The sequence below is a fragment of the Flavobacterium xueshanense genome, assembly GCF_900112975.1.
In the GTDB taxonomy this organism is placed as follows: Bacteria; Bacteroidota; Bacteroidia; order Flavobacteriales; family Flavobacteriaceae; genus Flavobacterium; species Flavobacterium xueshanense.
The window spans coordinates 111,726-132,545 of record NZ_FONQ01000005.1 but is presented as its reverse complement, the minus strand read 5'-3'; the positions used below and the strand labels follow the sequence as shown (position 1 = coordinate 132,545).

General features: G+C 34.8%; 16 protein-coding genes and 1 tRNA gene. 7 read left to right on the top strand and 10 right to left on the bottom strand.

Going from position 1 to position 20,820, the window contains the following annotated elements:
- The 8 genes from BMZ76_RS07075 to BMZ76_RS07030 all read right to left on the bottom strand — a co-directional run bounded on the left by BMZ76_RS07075 (nt 1) and on the right by BMZ76_RS07030 (nt 9,723).
- A complete protein-coding gene (locus BMZ76_RS07075) occupies nt 1-1,899 on the bottom strand; it encodes an acetate--CoA ligase (RefSeq protein WP_091204337.1) in 1,899 nt (632 codons plus the stop codon).
- 17 nt (nt 1,900-1,916) lie between these two features.
- A complete protein-coding gene (locus BMZ76_RS07070; protein ID WP_091204335.1) occupies nt 1,917-2,279 on the bottom strand; it encodes a response regulator transcription factor in 363 nt (120 codons plus the stop codon).
- 4 nt (nt 2,280-2,283) lie between these two features.
- A complete protein-coding gene (locus BMZ76_RS07065) occupies nt 2,284-4,989 on the bottom strand; it encodes a sensor histidine kinase (RefSeq protein ID WP_091204332.1) in 2,706 nt (901 codons plus the stop codon).
- A 327-nt stretch (nt 4,990-5,316) separates the two neighbouring features.
- A complete protein-coding gene (locus BMZ76_RS07055) occupies nt 5,317-5,544 on the bottom strand; it encodes a DUF6814 family protein (RefSeq protein WP_091204459.1) in 228 nt (75 codons plus the stop codon).
- A 10-nt stretch (nt 5,545-5,554) separates the two neighbouring features.
- Complete coding sequence (locus tag BMZ76_RS07050; protein ID WP_091204327.1) at nt 5,555-7,090, bottom strand: MFS transporter; 1,536 nt, start codon at nt 7,088-7,090, stop codon at nt 5,555-5,557.
- 24 nt (nt 7,091-7,114) lie between these two features.
- Complete coding sequence (locus BMZ76_RS07045) at nt 7,115-8,494, bottom strand: porin (RefSeq protein WP_091204324.1); 1,380 nt, start codon at nt 8,492-8,494, stop codon at nt 7,115-7,117.
- Nucleotides 8,495-8,595: 101 nt separating this feature from the next.
- The gene (locus BMZ76_RS07040) at nt 8,596-9,015 is read right to left on the bottom strand and encodes an IS1/IS1595 family N-terminal zinc-binding domain-containing protein (RefSeq protein WP_091204322.1); all 420 of its coding nucleotides are present in this window, start codon (nt 9,013-9,015) and stop codon (nt 8,596-8,598) included.
- 635 nt (nt 9,016-9,650) lie between these two features.
- A tRNA-Phe gene (locus tag BMZ76_RS07030) sits at nt 9,651-9,723 on the bottom strand.
- A 98-nt stretch (nt 9,724-9,821) separates the two neighbouring features.
- Between BMZ76_RS07030 and BMZ76_RS07025 the strand changes: the two genes are divergently transcribed.
- From BMZ76_RS07025 to BMZ76_RS07000, 6 genes are all read left to right on the top strand, one after another.
- Nucleotides 9,822-10,556, top strand: a complete 735-nt coding sequence (locus BMZ76_RS07025) for a type III pantothenate kinase (protein WP_091204320.1) — start codon at nt 9,822-9,824, stop codon at nt 10,554-10,556.
- Nucleotides 10,549-11,799, top strand: coding sequence for a BamG family beta-barrel-assembly machinery protein (locus BMZ76_RS07020; RefSeq protein ID WP_091204318.1), 1,251 nt, complete (start codon nt 10,549-10,551; stop codon nt 11,797-11,799). Before BMZ76_RS07025 ends, BMZ76_RS07020 begins: the two co-directional genes overlap by 8 nt.
- A 40-nt stretch (nt 11,800-11,839) precedes the next feature.
- On the top strand, nt 11,840-12,394 hold the full coding sequence (lptC, locus tag BMZ76_RS07015; protein ID WP_091204316.1) for an LPS export ABC transporter periplasmic protein LptC: 555 nt from the start codon (nt 11,840-11,842) through the stop codon (nt 12,392-12,394).
- Nucleotides 12,395-12,404: 10 nt separating this feature from the next.
- Entirely contained in the window at nt 12,405-12,602 is a 198-nt protein-coding gene (locus BMZ76_RS07010; RefSeq protein WP_091204314.1) for a hypothetical protein, read from the top strand.
- Between the two features lie 3 nt (nt 12,603-12,605).
- On the top strand, nt 12,606-13,865 hold the full coding sequence (locus tag BMZ76_RS07005; protein ID WP_091204457.1) for a hemolysin family protein: 1,260 nt from the start codon (nt 12,606-12,608) through the stop codon (nt 13,863-13,865).
- Nucleotides 13,866-13,973: 108 nt separating this feature from the next.
- Nucleotides 13,974-16,070: a peptidylprolyl isomerase gene (locus tag BMZ76_RS07000; RefSeq protein ID WP_091204310.1), complete on the top strand. Its 2,097-nt coding sequence runs from the start codon at nt 13,974-13,976 to the stop codon at nt 16,068-16,070.
- Between the two features lie 103 nt (nt 16,071-16,173).
- Here BMZ76_RS07000 and BMZ76_RS06995 read toward each other — a convergent pair whose 3' ends face one another.
- Both BMZ76_RS06995 and BMZ76_RS06990 read right to left on the bottom strand, forming a co-directional pair.
- Complete coding sequence (locus BMZ76_RS06995) at nt 16,174-17,091, bottom strand: GYDIA family GHMP kinase (protein ID WP_091204307.1); 918 nt, start codon at nt 17,089-17,091, stop codon at nt 16,174-16,176.
- A 60-nt stretch (nt 17,092-17,151) separates the two neighbouring features.
- Complete coding sequence (locus tag BMZ76_RS06990; RefSeq protein WP_091204305.1) at nt 17,152-18,468, bottom strand: hydroxymethylglutaryl-CoA reductase, degradative; 1,317 nt, start codon at nt 18,466-18,468, stop codon at nt 17,152-17,154.
- Between the two features lie 179 nt (nt 18,469-18,647).
- Here BMZ76_RS06990 and BMZ76_RS06985 point away from each other — a divergent pair, with 179 nt between their 5' ends.
- Nucleotides 18,648-20,819 carry a S9 family peptidase gene (locus BMZ76_RS06985; protein ID WP_091204304.1) on the top strand — a complete coding sequence of 724 codons (2,172 nt, stop codon included), beginning with the start codon at nt 18,648-18,650 and terminating at the stop codon, nt 20,817-20,819.
- Nucleotide 20,820: the final 1 nt, after the last annotated feature.

Genomic DNA, 20,820 nt, shown 5'->3' with positions numbered 1-20,820 from the left:
TTAAATATTATAAACGCCTATTTTATACTTTTGTAATGTTGCAATGATTTCTTCCACAATGGATTCGTCATCAATGGTGGACGGAATTTGGAATTCCTCACCATCTGTAATGCTGCGCATCAGTTTTCGAAGGATTTTCCCCGAACGTGTTTTTGGTAATCGCTGTACAATTACTACATTTCTCAACGAAGCAACAGCCCCAATTTGCTGACGAACCACTTTAATAATTTCTTGTTCCAATTGATAATGTTCGATTTCATCTCCTGATTTGGTTACCACCAAAGCCAAAGGAATTTGGCCTTTTAACTCATCGTGAATTCCAATAACGGCGCATTCAGCAACAGATTGGTGGGAAGCAACAACTTCCTCCATTTCAGCAGTTGATAATCGATGTCCCGCTACATTTATGACATCATCCGTTCTTCCGGTGATGAAAATATAACTGTCTTCATCTTTATAACCACCATCGCCAGACAAATAATAACCATCAAATTTGCTGAAATAACCGGCTTTGAAACGCGCTTCGTTTTCCCAAATTCCCAACATATTTCCCGGAGGCAATGGCAGTTTTACGACAACTAAACCTTCTTCATTTGCGTTTAATTCTTCACCATTTTCATTAAAAATTCGAATATCATATCCACAAACTGCTTTTGTGGCAGAGCCGGATTTCACCGGCATTTTTTCAATACCAAGAGAATTAGCAATCATTGGCCAGCCTGATTCTGTTTGCCACCAATGGTCAATTACAGGAATAGGAATGTGTTGTTGGTACCATTCTAGAGTGGCATTATCACAACGTTCTCCCGCCAAAAATTGATTTTTAAGATGGCTTATATCATATTGTTTGATGAATTCTCCATCAGGATCTTCTTTTTTGATAGCTCTGATGGCGGTTGGAGCCGTAAACATGGTGCCCACTTTATGCTCTGAAATTATTCGCCAAAACGTACTTGCATCGGGAGTTTTTATCGGTTTACCTTCAAAAATTATGGTAGTATTTCGGTTTAATAACGGTGCGTAAAGAATATAGCTGTGACCAACTGCCCAACCCATATCCGATGCTGCCCAAAAGGTCTCATCTTCTTTCACATTGTAAATGTATTTCATCGAAAATTTCAATGCCACGGCGTATCCACCGGTATCTCTTACAATTCCTTTTGGTTTTCCCGTAGTTCCGGATGTGTACAAAATATACAGCGGATGATTGGAATTCACAGGAACACAAGGCGTTTCTTCTGAACCATAAACCAAGGCATCATAATCTACATCGTATTTCTTAAACGGAATTCGGGCGCCCAATTTTCTGTTGAAAACGATTACTTTTTTTGGTCGGTGTGAAGCAAGTGCTATGGCTTCATCCACTAAAGGTTTGTACGCAATTAAACGGTCAACTTCAATTCCGGAGGAAGCGGTGATAATCACTCTGGGTTTGCAATCGTCAATTCTAATTGCCAATTCATGTGGCGCAAAACCTCCAAAAACAACCGAATGAATCACGCCAATTCTCGCACAAGCCAACATCGCAAATGCAGTTTGAGGAATCATTGGCATATAAATTATAGCGGTGTCGCCTTTTTTTAATCCCAGTGATTGCATACCTCCTGCGAGTTTTGCCACTTCTGTTTTTACTTCCGAAAAAGTGTATTTTTTCACGGTTTGTGTTACCGGAGAATCATAAATAAAAGCGACCTGATCTCCACAACCATCTTGAATGTGTTTGTCTAACGCCAGATAACAAATGTTCAATTCTCCATCTTTGTACCAAAGTGGATATCCATTTTCATCTTTTGACAAAATCATTTCCGGCTTGTTGTACCACTCAATTGCATCAGCCTGTTCTGCCCAGAATTTTTCTGGGTGCTCAATGCTGTTCTCATAAATTTCCTTGTATGTCATTGTGTTGAATTTGTTTCTTATTGCATTAATTCATGAACTTGATCGACCAGTTTTTTAACTGAAAAGGGCTTTACAACATATAAATTGGCGCCTAATGAAAGTCCTTTTTCAATATCTTTTTCCTTGTTTTTTGCCGAAAGGAAAATAACCTTACAATGCCTCAGCCGTTCGTCTTTTTTTATTTGTTCCAATGTGGCAAAACCATCCACCATGGGCATCATGACATCCAGAATAATGACATCCGGAAGTTGTTTTTTTAAAATATCCAGTGCTTCCTGACCATCACGCGCTATGAAAACTTCAAAATTGTTCTTTTTGAAAGTATATTCCAGCGACATTACAATGTTTGGTTCGTCATCTACAATTAAAATCTTCTTCATTTTTTTAACTATTTTCTGCTGTATTATAATTGGGTAATGTAAAGATGAAAGTGGCTCCTTCTTTTACATTATCTTCGGCCCAAATTTTACCTTTGTGATGTTCAATAATTTGTTTACAAATGGCTAAACCTAGTCCGCTTCCTATTGGTTTTTTTACGTTTTGATTTCGGGATTGATAAAATTTATCAAAAATAGCTTCAAAATCTTCCTTTTTAATTCCCTTGCCGTTGTTGTGTATTTTGACTTCGATATTGTCTTTATTTTCATCAATGGAAATCACTATGTTCCCATCTGTTTCCGAACAGAATTTTATAGCATTCGATACTAAATTATGAATGACCTGAATGATTCTCTCTTCGTCATAAAAAGCTTTTATTTCTTTGGATGCATCCTTAAATTCAATATTGATATTTCTATTTTTTATTAATTGTTGGAGAGAATCCAATGTGTTTTTGATTGTTTTTGTAATGTTGTTTTTGGACAAATAAATCTTTTGTTTTCCGGTTTCAAATTTTTCTAAATCCAAAATTTTGTCAATCAGGCGGTTTAATCGATCGGACTCTGAAATGATGTTTTGTAAAAACTGCTTTCTTAATTCTTCGGGAATGTCATCATCGTCATGAAGGATTTCGCTTGCTGCACGGATGGCGGTTATCGGAGTCCTCAATTCATGGGTAACAGTGTCAAGAAATTCATCTTTTTGAATATCTTTATTTACTAATTCCTGATTCGCATTTTTGAGTTGTTCCGATATTTTTTTTAATTCATTTGAAGTGTCGGTCAACTTCTTGTTAATGATTATGTTTTCTTTGGATTCCTCCAAAATTCGTAACACTTCCGGCAAACTGATTTTGTCTTCTTTGATTACGCTCGATATTAATATTTTGGCGGAAGCCGTACCAATGTGTCCCGTTAATAAATCCTCTGCAAATTTTATAAATCGGGCATCAGCAGTAGTGATATTTTTATCAATGTTGTATTTTAAATTAAAAATAGTCAATGCGCGCTTGGTTCTTTCTTCGCCAAGAAATCGCTGTAATACTTTTTGAATATCAGAGATGTATGCCGTTCCTTTCCAAACAAAAGCATTTTCATGATTGGTGATGTATTTGTCAATATCCACAAACATTTCGGCATAATTGCGTTCTCTGTAATTGCCTTTGAAACTCACTGAAACCGCAGAATAACTTAGAATATTAACCAATAAACTCCAAAAAACGGCATGCGGTATGGGGTCTAAATAATCCAAACCAAAAAGCTGAAACGGTTTTAGCAATTCAATTCCCCAGGGTCCTTCCTGAATAAATAGACTGGTAGATTTTGTAATTCCAATAGCGTACGGAATTAGCAACGTGTAAAAACAGGTTAAAAACCCAAGAATAATTCCGGTTAGCGCACCATATTTAGAGCCTCTTTTCCAGAATAATGCACCAAAAAAAGAAGGTGCCAGTTGGGCTATAACGACAAAGGAAACCAGTCCGATGGAAACTAATGAGTAATTCAGAATAAAAATTCTATAGATGGCATACGCCAAAATGATAAGAGAAAAAATCCCTATTTTTCGGCTGTTTACAATTCGTTTGCTGTTTTTTACCTGTGAAGAATTTTCCAAAGAACCAATGAAACCATACGGTATCAATAAGTTGTTGCTCAACATGGTTGCTAATGAAATTGAAGATACGATAATCATCGAAATGGCTGCCGAAAATCCGCCTAGAAACACTAAAACAGTCAATACGTTATTGTCAAAAAACTGTGGAATCAGCAAGGAGTAGGTGTCTGAATTATGACCTTTTCCTTCAAAAAGGATATTGCCACCCCAAGCAATTGGGAAAACAAAAAGATTGAAAAGTAGCAGGTACAACGGAAAAAGCCAAATCGCTGTTTGGATGTGCGTTTCTTTATTGTTCTCGACAATCGCAGTGTGGAATTGTCTTGGCAAAAGGAAAATAGCAAACATGGATAGAATACAAAGATAGAACCAGTTGATTCCGTTTGTAATCCCGCCAATCGTATTTTTCTTGTCAAAATCTTTAAGGACAGCCGCTTTTTGATAAATGTCATCAAAGCCGTCAAAAACAAAATAAGTAACATAAATGCCTACTATTAAAAAGAAAACCAACTTTAAGATGGATTCCATAGCCACGGCGGTTACTATTCCGCGTCTTTTTTCGGAAGCGTCTACATATTTAGTACCGTAATAGGACGCAAATAAAGCCAGCGCCATGCAAACATAGGTTGTTGTGTCAGTGAAAATATTGGAACTTGCCTGCGTTTTGGTAACAATATGAAAAGTGTCTGAAATTGATTTTAGCTGTAAAGAAATATAAGGTAAGATTCCAAAAATACAAATCATGGTTACTACTGCTCCCAGAAATCTGCTGTTTCCGTATCGTAAAGAAATAAAATCTGCAATGCTGGAAATTTTATTTACTCTCGAAATTCGGATAATTTTCTTGAGAATAATCATCCACGTTGGGATAATTAATATGGGGCCTAAATAAATGGGTAAATAACTCAAACCGGATTCTGCAGCAACACCAATACTTCCGTAATAGGTCCAGGCTGTACAATATACGGCTAATGAAAAGGAATAGATGTAGGGATTATTTGTCCATTTTGAATGGCTTCTTTTTTCGGACCAATAGGCAATGTAAAAAAGAATCGACAAATAAAGCACCAATATTAATAAGAGTCCAATGCTATTCATAATATCTTTTTACGATTAAGTACGATATCGCGATTGAAAACAGCCATGCCGAGAAGATATAAATATAGATAATTGGAAATCCAAAAAGTGGTTGCGAACTGTCAAACAACAGTAGGAGCGGTACGTTCAAAGCTAATAGCATTAGCATTGAAAGGATAACCAACTTTTGTTCATGTCTCTTTTTCATAAGAAGATGCGGTTTGCTTTTCAGCAGAATGTTCTTTCGCCTTTTTTTATAATTCTGTTTTAGAATCTAAGGCTTGATTAAAAAAAATAAACAACCTCTGCAAATTAATGCAGAGACTGTCTATTTTGGTAATGGTTTGGTTAACTGTCTTTTTCATCGTAATCTCCCATTAAGGAGAAGTACCCAAAGGTTCCCAATCCTAAAACAATTAATGGGGTTAGTATAAAGAGTATAATTATTCCGAAAACTAAGTCTTCTTGTTTTCCGGACATCAATTTTGGTATTCCAAAAGTGAAGATGCAAAAATAGGCTGCGGCAGCTGCTAATGCAATCCAAACTAGTCCTAATATTCTTTTTAATTGATTCATAGCTGTGTTTTTATTCGTGAGCGTTTTTATCTTTATTTTTAATGTAAACCATTCCAACTACAAAACTGACTGCAGCAATAACAATTGGATACCAAAGTCCTTCAAGATAAAATTCCGGATGGCCTAGGTCTTTCGCATTGGTAACAAAATAGGTTGAAATAGCAGGAAGTAAACCCCCAAAGATTCCATTTCCTACGTGGTATGGCAATGACATGGATGTGTACCTGATTTTTACAGGGAACATTTCAACTAAGAATGCGGCAATAGGACCGTAAACCATAGTCACGAAGATCACTTGTATGAATACTAAAAATATTAAAGCCCAATTGTCACTAGAATTAATTTTTACAGTTGTTTTAGTGTCAACCTTCGCTTTACCATCCACCACGATTGCTACACCGTTTTCTAAATGTACGGTTTTTATTTCTTGAAAAGTAGTTCCATCCACATACTCTTTGCTGGTAGTGTAGATTGAATCCATAGTCTGTTTTTTGGTTTCCTTTAATTCAGCCAGTATAGTTGTTTTTTCCACCATTTCAGTTTTGTTTTTTACTGATGTGGTTTCGTACATTTGTTTGTAGATAGGCCTGTATAATAAGATAGCCAATAACATTCCGCCCATCATAATGTATTTTCTACCTACTTTATCACTCAACCAACCAAAAAACACGAAAAATGGGGTTCCAAGAATTAAAGCAACTCCTAATAAAGTATCCACTTGAGATGAGTCAATGGACATTACTGTTTTCATGAAATTCATTGCATAAAACTGACCGGTGTACCAAACAACACCTTGTCCCATTGTAGCTCCAAATAAAGCCAATAATACAAATTTCATATTGTAACGATTTCCAAAACTTTCTTTCAAAGGATTTGTACTTGTTTTTCCTTCGCTTTTAGCTTTGGCGAAAACAGGTGATTCATCCATGTTTTTTCTAATCAAATACGAAACTCCAACCATAACTATGGATAACCAAAACGGAACTCTCCATCCCCATTCATCAAATTGTTCTGGTGTTAAGATATTTCTTGTAGCAAGAATTACCATTAAAGAGATGAACAAACCAACTGTTGCGGTAGTCTGAATCCAAGAAGTCCAATATCCTCTTTGTCCTACTGGCGCATGTTCGGCCACGTAAGTCGCTGCTCCACCATATTCACCACCCAGTGCAAGACCTTGTAATAAACGAAGAATTAATACTAATAAAGGAGCCATAAATCCAATGGTTTCATAACTCGGAATACAACCTATCAAGAATGTAGCACCACCCATTAAAAGTAAAGTAACCATGAAGGTGTATTTCCGCCCAATTAAATCTCCTAATCTTCCAAAGAAAAGGGCTCCAAATGGTCTAACTACAAACCCTGCTGCAAATGTTGCCAAAGTTGACAGGAAAGCAGCTGTTGGATTATCCGAAGGGAAAAATTTAGTTGAAATTACAACTGCTAAACTTCCAAAGATGTAAAAGTCATACCATTCGATCATTGTACCCATTGAGGATGCGGAAATGACTTTCCAAATTCCTTTTGTTGATTTAGTACTCATAAATTGTGTTTTTTTAAAATTAGTTTATAGATAGATTTGTAGTTGTACTATGAAGTCTCCTAATGATCCTGAGCGGTTTGTTAAAGAGGTGTATACTGGTCTAGTTGAATATTGTGCCGTTATTTTGGCATGGTGTCCATCTAGGAAAAAGTTAGATCCTACATCAAACTGTGTGCTTGATTGTTCCAAAGCATCAAAGTTTTTATAGGTAACAGCACCAAAAGGCTGGATACGAATTTTAGGTTTCGCTTCTTTACATGGCAATAAAACACCTGCTTGTGTGTACCAAATATTTCCAGATCCCATCGTTGGCTGTGCATTTCCAGCTCCCGCTATAGCTCTACTCCCTGTGAAATTTGGATCTACTGAGCCAATATTCATAATCCCAACATTACGCAAATAATTAGGACCAAAATCATAATCATATAATACACTGTAACCTGTAACGGCCATTTTGTTTTCTTTTTTTCCAATAGGCATATCAAGAAAAATATCGGCAGAGAAAAGTTTGATGTCATGTTTGTTGATCGTGCTGTTTACAGAAGTTTTTGTGGCATCAGGTGCAGTGTAAAAACCAGCACCAATGTTGAATACTTTTTTAGTTCCTAAATAGCTACCTACTTTAAAAGGCAATACATTAGCTTCTTGATCTAAAAATTGATACTCAAAATAACCCGCTTTAGACCATTTTGTATTTCCACTATTGTCGACCGCTACTGCATTCGATGCATTCATGGTGTTTGTAGGTGTTAAGTTGGTAGCATAAGGTTTGTTGTAACTCAAGCGGTATTCTAATTTGCCATATTTCCCTTTAGCAAATAAACCCACTTGTCTGGCAAATTGATCGGAGTTTTCAATTAGCGGCCAGTTAAAAATTGGTGCATCTATGGTTAAGAAGTTTAGCGTTGAAGCCATCGTTAGTCTAGACAATCCCATGTAGTAGTGCAATCCAGCACCGAGTGTGAAACTAAATTTCTTGTCTTTTTCTGGCAATACTACTGCATATTCATTCCATGCGTCATGAAAGAATAAGCCAGGTTTTTTTCCGGCACCGTAGCCACCAGTACCTGAGGTTCCTGCTGCGCCACCGTTAATAAAAGTTTGGTTGTTGATTCCAAAATGGGTTAAGATCATGTATCTTTTGGATACTTGAGCATAAGCTAGAAAACGCAAACGTCGATTACCAATGTCGGTTGCAGTTGATGTTGGCTCTCCTCCAATCATGGTTCCAGGATTCATCTCTGCAGAACGAAACCAGATTTGGTTCCACGCAATCACTCGCATGAATTTAGACCCGTCATCGTTTAAGTTGAATTTTAGTCCGGAGCCGTAATCGGTGGAGCCTTGTGAAAAACCTTCTAACGACAATAACAATATTGCCGCTGTAAAAAACATTTTTTTCATAAATAAAATTTTGGTTATTAAATGGTTGGTTAATAAAGTGCCAAATTCTATTATTTTATTGTGAAAAAAAATTTAGATATATTTATGTGTAAAGTATATAGTTAATCTTTAAATCGCTCCCATTTTATGAGCATAAACTTATCGCCAAGCTCCGTTATAATCATTCCAGCCCCGGATAATAGTTCTTTGTTTTTTATATATTCAATAAGTTCTAAATGGCTTAAAATCTTATAGGTAGGGTGGTAGTTGGCGTGTGATGGTTTTTTTATGTTAAAGGTTTTTACCCAATTGCTTACCGTAACATGAGAAACCCCTATAATTCGTTCTATTTCACGAAAACTTAAGCCTTCGAGATAGAGCTGTAATGCTTTGGTAACATAATAATCATCTATCTTTTTTCCGATTTTATTGACCGTAAAAAAATAATTGCATTTTTTACATAAGTACCTTTGTTTACTATTGATTATACCGCTTTTTATAATGTGGTTGCTTTGGCATTTCGGGCAGGTTAAAATCTCCATATATATAAATTTTGCATAAATATAGTAATTTAGCAACTATTGTTATTTGAATTTCGCAAAAATATTAGAAAAAAAATACGAACCCTTTATTTTTGTTCAATTATTGGTGCGTTTTTAGTAAAGTAAAGTACTTTATAGAAACGGTTTGATTTTTAGAATCCAAGGCGGTTTTGGTGAAATAATTTTTCAAAACAAATCAAAAGATGCGCTTTTTTTGAAATTAAAGAAAAGGTTTGGGGCTGTCACGGTGGTTTAAAAACTGAAAATTCTCGGCTGTCTTTGGTGTAAATTTTTTATTTGGGAAGATGTAAGGTATTTTAGAAAATGTGTCAGAGTGGAGGAGTTGCTGATGATTTTTTCAATAAAAATTCTGCTTTTCATTTTCTTTATAAATTTTTCAAGAAAAGTGGCTTCTTTTTTATTCGTGCAATTAAAGAGAAGAACTACTTCCCAATCATTAGCAATTTTTGTAAATGAGTCTGAGTAGAAATGATCATTGTGTTTTATAATTCTTTCATCAATATTGTGCGTTTCTCGATTTAGAATTTATTAATTGAATCTAAGGAATACAAAGATGATGTATTTTCAAAAATAGATTAAAAACAAAAAACCCGAATATTTCTATTCGGGTTTTGTGGTACCTCCAGGGATCGAACCAGGGACACATGGATTTTCAGTCCATTGCTCTACCATCTGAGCTAAGGTACCTCGCTATTGCGGGTGCAAATATAGAATGATTTTTAGTTTATCCAAAACATTTTTAAAAAAAAATCAATTCGTACCTTCGCAAGATCAAAAACCAAATTATGATTTTAGTTATCGATGTTGGAAATACCCGAATTAAAGCAGCTGTCTTTGAGGGCGCTACCCTTTTTGAAATTTTTGTTTTTTCGAAAATAGAACTTCAGAAAAATATTCAAAATATTTTAAAAAATTTCGAAAACATTACTGATATAGTTGTTTCGTCTGTTGGAGATGTAGAAAAACAGTCATTTTTAGAATATAATAATGGTTTAAATGTACATTTTCTGTCTCATGAAGATTTTTTCCCGTTCCATAATTCTTATGCGACTCCTAAAACTTTAGGTATTGACCGGATGGTTCTGGCTGCAGGAGCCACGTTTCGTTTTCCTAATCAGAATCGATTGGTTATTGATGCGGGAACTTGTATTACCTATGATTTTATTGATGATAAAAATAATTATTTAGGCGGAGCGATTGCGCCAGGATTGCGATTACGCTATGAATCGTTGCATAATTTTACGGCGAAACTTCCTTTGTTGTCATTAGAAAGTCCAAAAGATCTAATCGGAACATCCACCTCTGAATCGATTCATTCTGGTGTAGTAAATGGTTTCGTTTATGAGATTGACGGTTTTATCGATGAATATAAAGCAAGATATTCAAATTTTATAATAATTTTAACGGGTGGCGACACAGATTTTTTGGCTAAACGATTAAAAAATACCATATTTGCCAATTCAAATTTTCTGCTGGAAAGTTTGAACCAAACATTTCAATATAAAATCAAAAATGATTAAAAAAATTCTAATAAGCGCATGTTTGCTTTTATCATTAGTGTCTTTTGCACAGGAAGGAACAGCGTCTCCATATTCTTTCTACGGAATTGGAGATGTACGGTTTAGAGGAACACTTGAAAACCGCTCTATGGGAGAAATCGTTATCGAACAAGATAGTATTCACATGAACTTACAAAATCCGGCGAGTTTTGCAAATTTAAAGCTGACTACCTTTACTTTGGGTGGTACATACGCTACTACAAAATTGAAAACCGATGCTGAATCATCAAACGCGCGTAGATCAACCTTAGATTATCTTGCAATAGGTTTGCCTTTAGGTAAATTTGGAGTTGGTTTTGGTTTGATTCCTTATTCTTCTGTTGGGTATAAAATTTCATCTGTGTCAGAAGATCCAGCACAAAACAACAGACGATTTAATGGATCAGGTGGTTTGAATAAAGCTTTTTTTGGTGTAGGTTATAAAATAGTCCCCAATTTTAGTATTGGTGCCGATGTGAATTATAATTTCGGAAAAATTGAAACTAATAATTTTGAGTATATTACTGATATTTCTATTGGTACACGAGAATTAAATAAGGTAGATTTATCAGGCGTAAATTTTAACCTTGGGATGATGTACCAAACTAAAATCAACAAAAAAATATCTTTTTTCAGTAGTTTAAATTACTCTTTAGAAAGTACATTAAAAGCTGAAAACACCAGAAATATAGCTACGGCACTTTATAATTCAAATTTTGATTTGGCCATTGTTGACGTTCTTGATGATGTAAAAACGGAAAAGAACTTGAAAATACCAAGTAAATATAGTGCGCAAGCAGGTTTTGGTGAAGCCAGAAAATGGTTAGTAGGTATTGGATACACATTTCAAGAGGCGGGTTCTTTAAATAATAATTATAATTCTCTTGACAATGTTAGTTACGAGAAACATTCAAAATACAGTATTGGGGGTTATTACATTCCAAATTACAATTCATTTTCAAATTATGCCAAAAGAATTACTTACAGAGGTGGTTTCAGGTTTGAAAATACGGGCTTAGTAATTCATTCAGAACCAATAGAAGATATGGCGTTAACGTTAGGAGTTGGATTGCCATTGACTGGAACATTCTCAAATGTTAATATTGGTCTTGAATTTGGTAAAAGAGGAACTACTGCTGCAAAATTAGTTGAAGAGAATTATGCAAATGTAAGTGTTAGTTTTTCACTAAACGACAGATGGTTTGAAAAACGAAAATTCAACTAGAAAAAGATTTTTTACTAAAACTTCTTTGTAAGTTCAACGTATGACTTTATTCAAAAAATATTATCTTAAATGGGTTGTCACAGTTTTTGCTGTGACACTCTTTTTTGGGTGCGAAAGTAATTTTAAAGAAGTACAAAAAATTAACTTTTCTGAATTTGTTCCAAGTAGTGATGCGGATATGGTGAATCTTAAATACACAGATTCAGGACGGATAACCGCCATTTTGGTTAGTAAGAAAATGCTGGATTATGCCAGTGTTGAATTTCCTTTTACGGAATTCCCTAAAGGAATAGACGTTACTTTGTACGATAAAAAAGATAAAAAAACCTTTATTAAGTCGAATTATGCCATTTCTTACAAAGGCACGAATATTATTGATTTACAGGGAAAGGTAAAAATATTCACAGAACAAGGTCAAACGCTGGAAACTGAGCAGTTGTATTTTGATCAAAAAAACGAGTGGTTTTTTACCGAAAGAAGGTTTAAATTTACGGACCCAAAAGGAATCTCTAACGGACAGGGAATTGATTTTAGTAAAGATTTCAAAGTGATTTATTCTCAAAAAATAACGGGCGAAGTAGAAACGAACGATTAAATACAATATTATGAATTATTTAAAATACACACAATACGTTTATCTTGTTTTTGGCGCCTATTTCATTTATGATGGTGTCACTAAATTGAATGACCCCGCATCAGGGAATTTTTGGCTGAGTTTCATGATAGCCGGATTGGCGATATTCATGTTTTTCTTTAGAAGAAAATTTGCCAAAAAATTCGAGGACCGTAATAAAAACTCTTAATTGATGGAAGTTAGTATTATCATATCGTGTCTAATACTAAGTGCTTTTTTTTCGGGAATGGAGATAGCCTTTGTCTCCTCCAATAAAATATATCTTGAAATTGAAAAAAAACAAGATAACTTTCTATCAAAAATACTTACAAAACTTACTGAAAAACCATCAAACTTTATTGTAGCCATGCTTATTGGAAACACAATAGCAATGGTGGTCTATGGTTTTTTTATGAGTCATGTTGTGATGGGATGGTTAGTAGCTTTGGGCTATCATTTATCAGATTGGGTGAATCTGGTGTTACAAATCCTAATTTCGGCGCTAATTATTCTGATTACTGCAGAGTTTCTTCCTAAAGTTTTTTTTCAAATTTATGCAAATTCTTTTATTAAATTTTTTGCGGTCCCAGCTTATCTTTTTTATAAACTATTCTATTTGATTTCTACTTTTTTCATTGGGATTTCTGATTTCATATTGCGGAAATTCTTAAAAACGGAAGGCGATACTATACAGTTGTATTTTAGTAAAATAGAACTTGGCAATTATATTACGGAACAAATGAGTAGTGTAGAGGATAATGAATTAGTAGATTCTGAAATATTGATGTTTCAAAATGCATTGGAGTTCTCTGGTGTGAAAGCCAGAGATGTGATGAGTCCCCGTACCGAAATAATAGCAGTTGAGGTTTTTGATTCCATCGAAGAACTGAAGCAACTGTTCATTGATACGGGCTATTCCAAAATCGTGGTGTACCAAAAATCGCTTGACGATATTATTGGTTACGTACATTCCTTCGATCTATTTAAAAAACCAAGTAACATTAAGGAAATTGTGATTTCGGTAGAATTTGTTCCTGAAACGATATTTATAAAAGACGCGATGAATTTGCTGACCAAAAAGCGAAAAAGTGTAGCCGTTGTTTTGGATGAATATGGCGGAACGTCAGGGATTATTACTATTGAGGATATTGTGGAAGAACTTTTTGGTGAAATTGAAGACGAGCATGATTCCGATGAAGAGTTGATAGAAAAAGAACTGGGCGAAGGTGTTTTTATTTTCTCGGCCCGCCTGGATGTGGAATATTTAAATCAAACCTATAAACTTCAGATTCCCGAAGGAGATTCTTACGGAACGCTGGGTGGTTTCATTGTCGATTTCACAAAAGAAATCCCCCAAAAAGGAGCCGTAATTACCATAAACAGCTATCATTTTGTCATTGAAGAAGCTACAAATAAGAAAATTGAATTAGTAAAAATGAGCTTGCAAGAGTGATTTTTATTATGAAAATAAAAATTCTTGCAAAATAAAACGCTACTACTATAATTATTAATTAGATAATTGTATTTTCGCAAACTGAATATATAAATTAACAACAATAAAATGGCAGTTTTACAAAAAATTAGACAACGTTCGCTTCTTCTGATACTCGTTATTGGGTTTTGTTTATTAGCATTTATCATAGGTGATATATTCAACAGTGGTGGTTTCAACAGTACATCAAAAGATGTAGGAAGCATCGATGGAAAAGATATTTCATTCGAGGATTTTAGAGTTAAAGTTAGTAATGTTGAAAAAGGTGGTCAAGGGATAACTTCAACTGAAGCAGCTAACAGAGTTTGGGAGCAAGAAGTTTCTATCGCTTTGTTGACGTCTGAATTTGAAAAATTAGGACTTAGAGTAGGGGAAAAACACTTATTGGAAGTTTTAAAATCAGATCAAAATATTGGTGGGAATCCACTGTTTTTGAATGCTGCAGGTGTTTTTGATGTTGCCAAATTCAAACAATATTTCAAATCTAATCCTGAACAAGCTCAATTTTTAAAAGATAGGGAGAAAGATGCGGATTTAAATGCTAAATATCAAATCTACAATACATTGATCAAAGCGGCAGTTTTTACAACTGAAAGCGAAGGTAAAATGAAATACGAGATGGAAGCAAACCAAGTCAACTTTGCTTATGTTGCCGGATTATATTCAACCATAAAAGACAGTGAAGTAAAAATCTCTGATTCGGAGATTGTAGATTTCATGAAGAAAAATGAAAAGAAATACAAAGCAGACGAATCCCGTGAAGTAGAATATGTTTTGATTGAAGACAAAGCATCACCAGCGGATGAAGCGGATGTAAAATCGAAAATTAATGCATTGTTATCTGGAAGTGTAGTGTACAACCAAGCGACAGGTAAAAACGATACTTTAGCAGGATTTAGAACAACTACGAACGCAATTGACTTTGTAAATTCAAATTCAGATGTTCCTTACGATTCAACTTACATTGCCAAAAAAGATTTACCGGCTGTAGATGCTGATAAATTGTTTAACCTTGCTCCAGGTCAAGTTTATGGTCCATATATTTTCGGGAATTACTACTGTATTTCTAAATCTATGGGAATGAAGCTAGGTGTAAATGCTAAAGCAAGTCATATTTTAATTGGTTATGAAGGAACTCAGGTTCCTAATCAAAAAGAAAAAAGGACAAAAGAACAAGCAAAAGCAAAAGCAGAAAGTATTTTGGCGCAAGTAAATGCCAATCCGGATAGTTTTATGATGTTGGCTTTTACAGCTTCGGATGATTCATCAGCACAACAAGGTGGTGATTTGGGTTATTTTGGTCCAAACCAAATGGTGAAGCCTTTCAATGATTTTGTTTTTAGTAATGGGATTGGTAAAGTTGGTTTAGTTGAAACTGATTTCGGTTTTCATATTATTAAAATCACTGATAAACAAGACGGAATTCGTTTGGCTACTGTAGCGCAAAAAGTACAAGCTTCAGAATCAACTTCTGATAAAATATTTACACAGGCAACTAAGTTAGAAATGAATGCTGCTGATAAAGACTTTAATAAAGTTGCAAAAGATATGGGACTTAAAGTTGCTCCGGCTGTTTCTGTAAAAGGAATGGATGAGAACTTTGGAACATTAGGAAATCAAAGAACTATCGTGAGATGGGCTTTTGAAGACGGAGTTAAAGAAGGATCTGTAAAAAGATTTGAAGTAGCTAACGTTGGTCACGTGATTGCAAAATTAAAAAGTATTGATAAATCTGGTTTAGTTGCCGTTTCTGTAGCGAGACCTTATGTAGAACAAATACTAAAAAACAAGAAAAAAGCGGAACTGATCAAAGCTAAAATGACGGGTTCTTCAATTGAAGCAATTGCGAAAGCAGTAGGAGGAACGGTACAACAAGCAACGGGTCTTACTATGGAAAATACAATGTTGCCAAATGTTGGTCCAGAGCCAAAAGTAGTTGGAAATGCATTTGCATTAGCGGCAAACAAATTATCTGCTCCAATTGAAGGAAATACTGGAGTATATGTTGTTAAAAATACAAGTATTGTAAAAGCGCCAGCAGTAAAAAATCATGCGCCATACGTTGCTAAATTGAAAGCACAAAGCGCTTCAGATGCGAACAGAGTTGTTCCTGCATTGAAAGCTAACGCTAAAATTGAAGATAACAGACAAGATTTTAATTACTAGTTAAAGAGTAATTAATCACAATAAAAAATCCCGATGCATTCTTGAATGTATCGGGATTTTGTTTTTAATGTAGTTTTTGTCGAAAGCTATGTAATTATAAAAACTAAGATAATATCATTTCATCGTAAGGAATTACAGTATTGTATCCTTTTAATACAAAATAGTCAGTTGGATTTTCAGTTGCAATCGCCATTACAAAATCGCCTCCCCAAGCTCCCAGACTTTTTATCACACCATTAAAATCAGGAAACAAAGACTCTTTTATCGTTTGTGTTTCCAGAATAATGCTCATTTGTATTTCGTGCTTTTGTATTGCTGCAGCAAAAGATTGAATTGTAGTTGCATTCAAAACTTCAGAAGTTATCACGTCATTTATAGCAATCGTACTTGGCAGATTATTCTTTTTATTCATATTGTACGCTGCTATTGCGCTTTTGCTGCTTTGCTTTTTATTCAAATATATAAAGTAAATATTGTCTGTAAAATCCGGATTAAAGCGTACTTTTTCAACAATAGGATTACCTTTTTCCAAATGATATACAATAGGAGCGTCGTTTTGCGCGCAGGCAATATCGTAACCACTGCCTCCAAAACTGTTTTTAAGCAATGTAAAAGCATCGATTTGCAACCATTGGGCAATATTATTTATCAGAGTCGACGACGTTCCCAGACCCCAGCTTTTCGGAAAACCAAGTTCAGTGGTGATTGTGTAGCCGTTTGAATTTAAAATAAAATCCGGATTTAATTTGAATGCTTCATGCAAAATGGTCGTAAGTGTAGACTTTACCGACTCATTTTCAGTTTGAACTTCCTTCACGATGTCAGAAAATAAAAGGGTGTCTTCAAACCAAATGCTGCCATCAAAATCATAACTTTTCCAGCTGATTTCGTTGTTTTTCCCATCTTCTACAATGAGGTTTTGTCCTTTCTTTGTGGGTAATGCAAAGGCTTTTGCTCCATCAAGAACCAGATATTCTCCTGTGATTAAAAGTTTTCCGTTACTGTAGAATGTTTTTGTCATTAGTCTTATTTTAATCCCTGTCAGGGTTTAAATCCCTGATAAGAATGTCGGAAATCAATGTTATTTTCTTAAGTTTTCAATAAAAGTGACCACGGCGCTATGCGAAATAGTATTTCTTTTGAAATACTTCTGGATTAAAATACGTTCTTCTTCGGTGGCTTCAAGCTGATTGATGATGTTGTTCAAATGCATTTTCATGTGTCCTTCCTGGATTCCTGTTGTAGTTAAGGAGCGTAAAGCGGCAAAATTTTGGGCTAAGCCTGCTACAGCTATAAACTGCATTAATTCCTTGGCAGACGGTTTTTCCAACATTTCCAGTGATAATTTTACCAATGGATGCAGCGAAGTCAATCCACCAACAGTTCCTACTGCTAAAGGGATTTCCAACCAAAAAGTAAAAATACCATTTTCGATTTTGGCATGAGAAAGACTGGAGTATTTTCCGTTTCGGGAAGCATAGGCATGAATTCCTGCTTCAACGGCACGGAAATCATTTCCAGTTGCCAAAACTACTGCATCTACTCCGTTCATAATTCCTTTATTGTGCGTTACGGCACGATACGGCTCGACTTCGGCGATTTGAACAGCTTGCACAAATTTCTCGGCAAATTCTTGAGGGTTTAAAATGTGTTTTTCTTCCAAGTCAGCAATCGGACAAGAAACTTCGGCTCTTACGATACAATTTGGAACGTAATTCGAAAGAATACTCATCACTACTTCAATGTCTTTCTCTGTTTCCGTGAATAAATCATAGTGGTGTGCTTCTTCTTTTAAGGTTTTGGAAAACTGTTCCAAACACGAATTGATAAAATTAGCGCCCATGCTGTCTTTGGTTTCAAAAGTGGCATGCAACTGAAAATAATTAGGCAATAAATCGGTTTTGTCTTTTAGAATAATATCTAAAATTCCGCCACCGCGTTTCTGCATATTTGTTGTAATCGATTCTGTTTCTGAGAAAAATTTGTTTTTGTTTTGGGCAAAAAATAAGTTCAGTTTAGTAACATCTCCTTTATAGATAAAATGAACCTGACCAATTTTTTCGGTGTTGATTACAGTTGTTTTAAACCCGCCACGAGTGGACCAAAATTTAGCAGCTTTTGCGGCAGCGGCAACCACAGAACTTTCCTCAATTGCCATGGGAATGGTGCTGTATTTGCCATTAATCAGGAAATTAGGAGCAACTCCCAGCGGAATGTAGAAATTGGTGATCGTATTTTCGATAAATTCATCGTGTAATTTCTGTATTTTTTCATCAGAATTCCAATAGTTCTTCAGCAAGGCGACGGCTTCTGTTGGTGTTGAAAAATATTGATTTGCAATCCATTTAATTTTTTCTTCTTTGGATAATTTAGAAAATCCGCTAATAGCCTTGTTCATTCTCAATTGATTATAGTGTAAATAGTTGCAAATATACGGTTTTAGCCGTTTTATTTACAATCAAATTATATTCAGTACAAGGTTATTTTTAATATTGTTTTTTACATTTAACATATAAAATGATCGATAATTGTAATTTTTTCACTAAAATTGACGGTTTTTATCTTTAAATAAATAATATGTATTCGAAAAAAATTATAGCATTATTTTTATTCTTATGTTTCACGGTTGTTGGTCAACAAAAAATCACAATTGATGAAATTTACAACGGCACATTTCGCGCTCAGGGAATGGATGAATTGCAGTCGTTGAAAAACACAAATCAGTACACGGTTTTGAATGCCGACAGACAGTCCAGAAGCATGCAGATTGATTTGTATGATTTTGCAACATTAAAAAAAGTAGCTACACTGATAGATACAAAATCCCACAAGGATTTATCAAACGGGATTGACAGTTACACTTTTGACGCTGCGGAGAAAATGATTCTATTGGCTTGCAACACCAATCAAATCTTCCGTCACTCGTTTACTGCTGATTATTACTTGTATGATATTGCCAGCAAAAAATTAAAAAAGTTGTTTGATTTTCAGGTTCAGGAACCTACTTTTTCACCCGATGGAAAAAAGATAGCGTACGCCAAAGAAAATAATCTGTATGTATATGATTTAGATTCTAATAAATCAACTCCAATTACTACAGATGGAAAGAAAAACAGCATTATAAACGGTATTACGGATTGGGTTTACGAAGAAGAGTTTGCTTTTGTGAAAGCTTTCGATTGGAGCGCTGACAGCAAAAAGGTGGCATACATTCGTTTTGACGAAAGTCAGGTGCCTGAATTTTCGATGTCCATGTTTGGAAAAGACCTTTATCCAAAAATGCAAACGTTTAAATATCCAAAAGCAGGTGAGAAAAATGCTTTGGTTTCCTTACATATTTATGATGTAAATTCAAATGGGGTTAAAAATATAAATCTGGGTAATTACAACGATTTTTATATTGCCAGAATGAAATGGACAAATGATGCGAATACATTATCTGCACAAGTAGTGAATCGTCATCAAAATAATTTAGATTTATTGTTTATCGATGGTAATTCAGGATCTGCAAAAGTAGTTTTGAACGAAAAAGATAAAGCATATGTTGATGTTACGGATAACTTGACTTTTTTGAAAGACAACAGTTTTATTTGGACAAGCGAAAAAGATGGTTTCAATCATATTTATTTATATGATAAAAACGGAAAATTGAAAAATCAACTGACCAAAGGAAAATGGGAAGTGACGAATTATTATGGTTTAGACGAAAAGACAAATACTGTTTTTTATCAGTCGGTGGAGAATGGATCTATTAATAGAGATGTGTACAGAATAGGTCTTGACGGAAAAAACAAAGTTCGATTGTCACAATATACAGGAACTAATGCGGCAACATTCAGCCCAAATTTTCAATACTATATCAACAAGTTTTCAAGTGCGGCTCAACCAACGACATATACATTGAACGATGCTAAATTTGGGAAACAGGTTCAAGTTATTGAAAATAATGAATCATTGGCTTCAAAACTAAAAAGCTATGATTTACCTACGAAGGAGTTTTTTGTCTTAAAAACGGCAAAAGGGAATGAACTAAATGCTTGGATGATTAAACCTAAAGATTTTGATCCGTCAAAAAAATATCCTGTTTTCATGTACCAATATTCTGGTCCGGGTTCACAACAAGTAAACAATGAGTGGAACGGTACAGATGATTACTGGTTTATGATGTTATCACAACAAGGGTTTATTGTGGCTTGTGTTGACGGACGCGGAACTGGTTTTAAAGGAGCTGATTTCAAAAAAGTAACGCAACTGCAGTTAGGAAAATATGAAGTAGAAGATCAAATTGACGCTGCTAAAGTAATAGGAAATTACGCATTTGTGGATAAAGCTAGAATTGGTATATTTGGCTGGTCGTATGGGGGATTTATGTCCTCTAATTGTATTTTGAAAGGAAATGATGTTTTCAAGATGGCAATTGCTGTAGCTCCAGTAACGAACTGGCGTTTTTATGACAGCGTGTACACGGAACGATACATGCAGACACCACAGGAAAATGCAAGCGGATACGATGATAATTCACCAATAAATCATGTAGACAAATTAAAAGGAAAATTCCTTTTGATTCATGGTTCAGGAGATGATAATGTTCATGTTCAGAACTCCATGCAAATGATGGAAGCTTTGATTCAGGCTAATAAACAATTTGATTCTCAAATTTACCCGGACAATAATCACGGGATTTACGGTGGGAAAACCAGAATTCAATTGTATACAAAAATGACTAATTTTATCAAAGAAAATTTATAAC

What these genes read in the sequence shown, in the direction of transcription:
- BMZ76_RS07075 (WP_091204337.1), bottom strand. Translation starts at nt 1,899, where the DNA reads ATGACATACAAGGAAATTTATGAGAACAGCATTGAGCACCCAGAAAAA.
- lptC (WP_091204316.1), top strand. Translation starts at nt 11,840, where the DNA reads ATGACTTTATTCAAAAAATATTATCTTAAATGGGTTGTCACAGTTTTT.
- BMZ76_RS07025 (WP_091204320.1), top strand. Translation starts at nt 9,822, where the DNA reads ATGATTTTAGTTATCGATGTTGGAAATACCCGAATTAAAGCAGCTGTC.
- BMZ76_RS07020 (WP_091204318.1), top strand. Translation starts at nt 10,549, where the DNA reads ATGATTAAAAAAATTCTAATAAGCGCATGTTTGCTTTTATCATTAGTG.
- BMZ76_RS07040 (WP_091204322.1), bottom strand. Translation starts at nt 9,015, where the DNA reads ATGGAGATTTTAACCTGCCCGAAATGCCAAAGCAACCACATTATAAAA.
- BMZ76_RS07070 (WP_091204335.1), bottom strand. Translation starts at nt 2,279, where the DNA reads ATGAAGAAGATTTTAATTGTAGATGACGAACCAAACATTGTAATGTCG.
- BMZ76_RS07065 (WP_091204332.1), bottom strand. Translation starts at nt 4,989, where the DNA reads ATGAATAGCATTGGACTCTTATTAATATTGGTGCTTTATTTGTCGATT.
- BMZ76_RS06985 (WP_091204304.1), top strand. Translation starts at nt 18,648, where the DNA reads ATGTATTCGAAAAAAATTATAGCATTATTTTTATTCTTATGTTTCACG.
- BMZ76_RS07045 (WP_091204324.1), bottom strand. Translation starts at nt 8,494, where the DNA reads ATGAAAAAAATGTTTTTTACAGCGGCAATATTGTTATTGTCGTTAGAA.
- BMZ76_RS07050 (WP_091204327.1), bottom strand. Translation starts at nt 7,090, where the DNA reads ATGAGTACTAAATCAACAAAAGGAATTTGGAAAGTCATTTCCGCATCC.
- BMZ76_RS07010 (WP_091204314.1), top strand. Translation starts at nt 12,405, where the DNA reads ATGAATTATTTAAAATACACACAATACGTTTATCTTGTTTTTGGCGCC.
- BMZ76_RS07000 (WP_091204310.1), top strand. Translation starts at nt 13,974, where the DNA reads ATGGCAGTTTTACAAAAAATTAGACAACGTTCGCTTCTTCTGATACTC.
- BMZ76_RS07005 (WP_091204457.1), top strand. Translation starts at nt 12,606, where the DNA reads ATGGAAGTTAGTATTATCATATCGTGTCTAATACTAAGTGCTTTTTTT.
- BMZ76_RS06995 (WP_091204307.1), bottom strand. Translation starts at nt 17,091, where the DNA reads ATGACAAAAACATTCTACAGTAACGGAAAACTTTTAATCACAGGAGAA.
- BMZ76_RS06990 (WP_091204305.1), bottom strand. Translation starts at nt 18,468, where the DNA reads ATGAACAAGGCTATTAGCGGATTTTCTAAATTATCCAAAGAAGAAAAA.
- BMZ76_RS07055 (WP_091204459.1), bottom strand. Translation starts at nt 5,544, where the DNA reads ATGAATCAATTAAAAAGAATATTAGGACTAGTTTGGATTGCATTAGCA.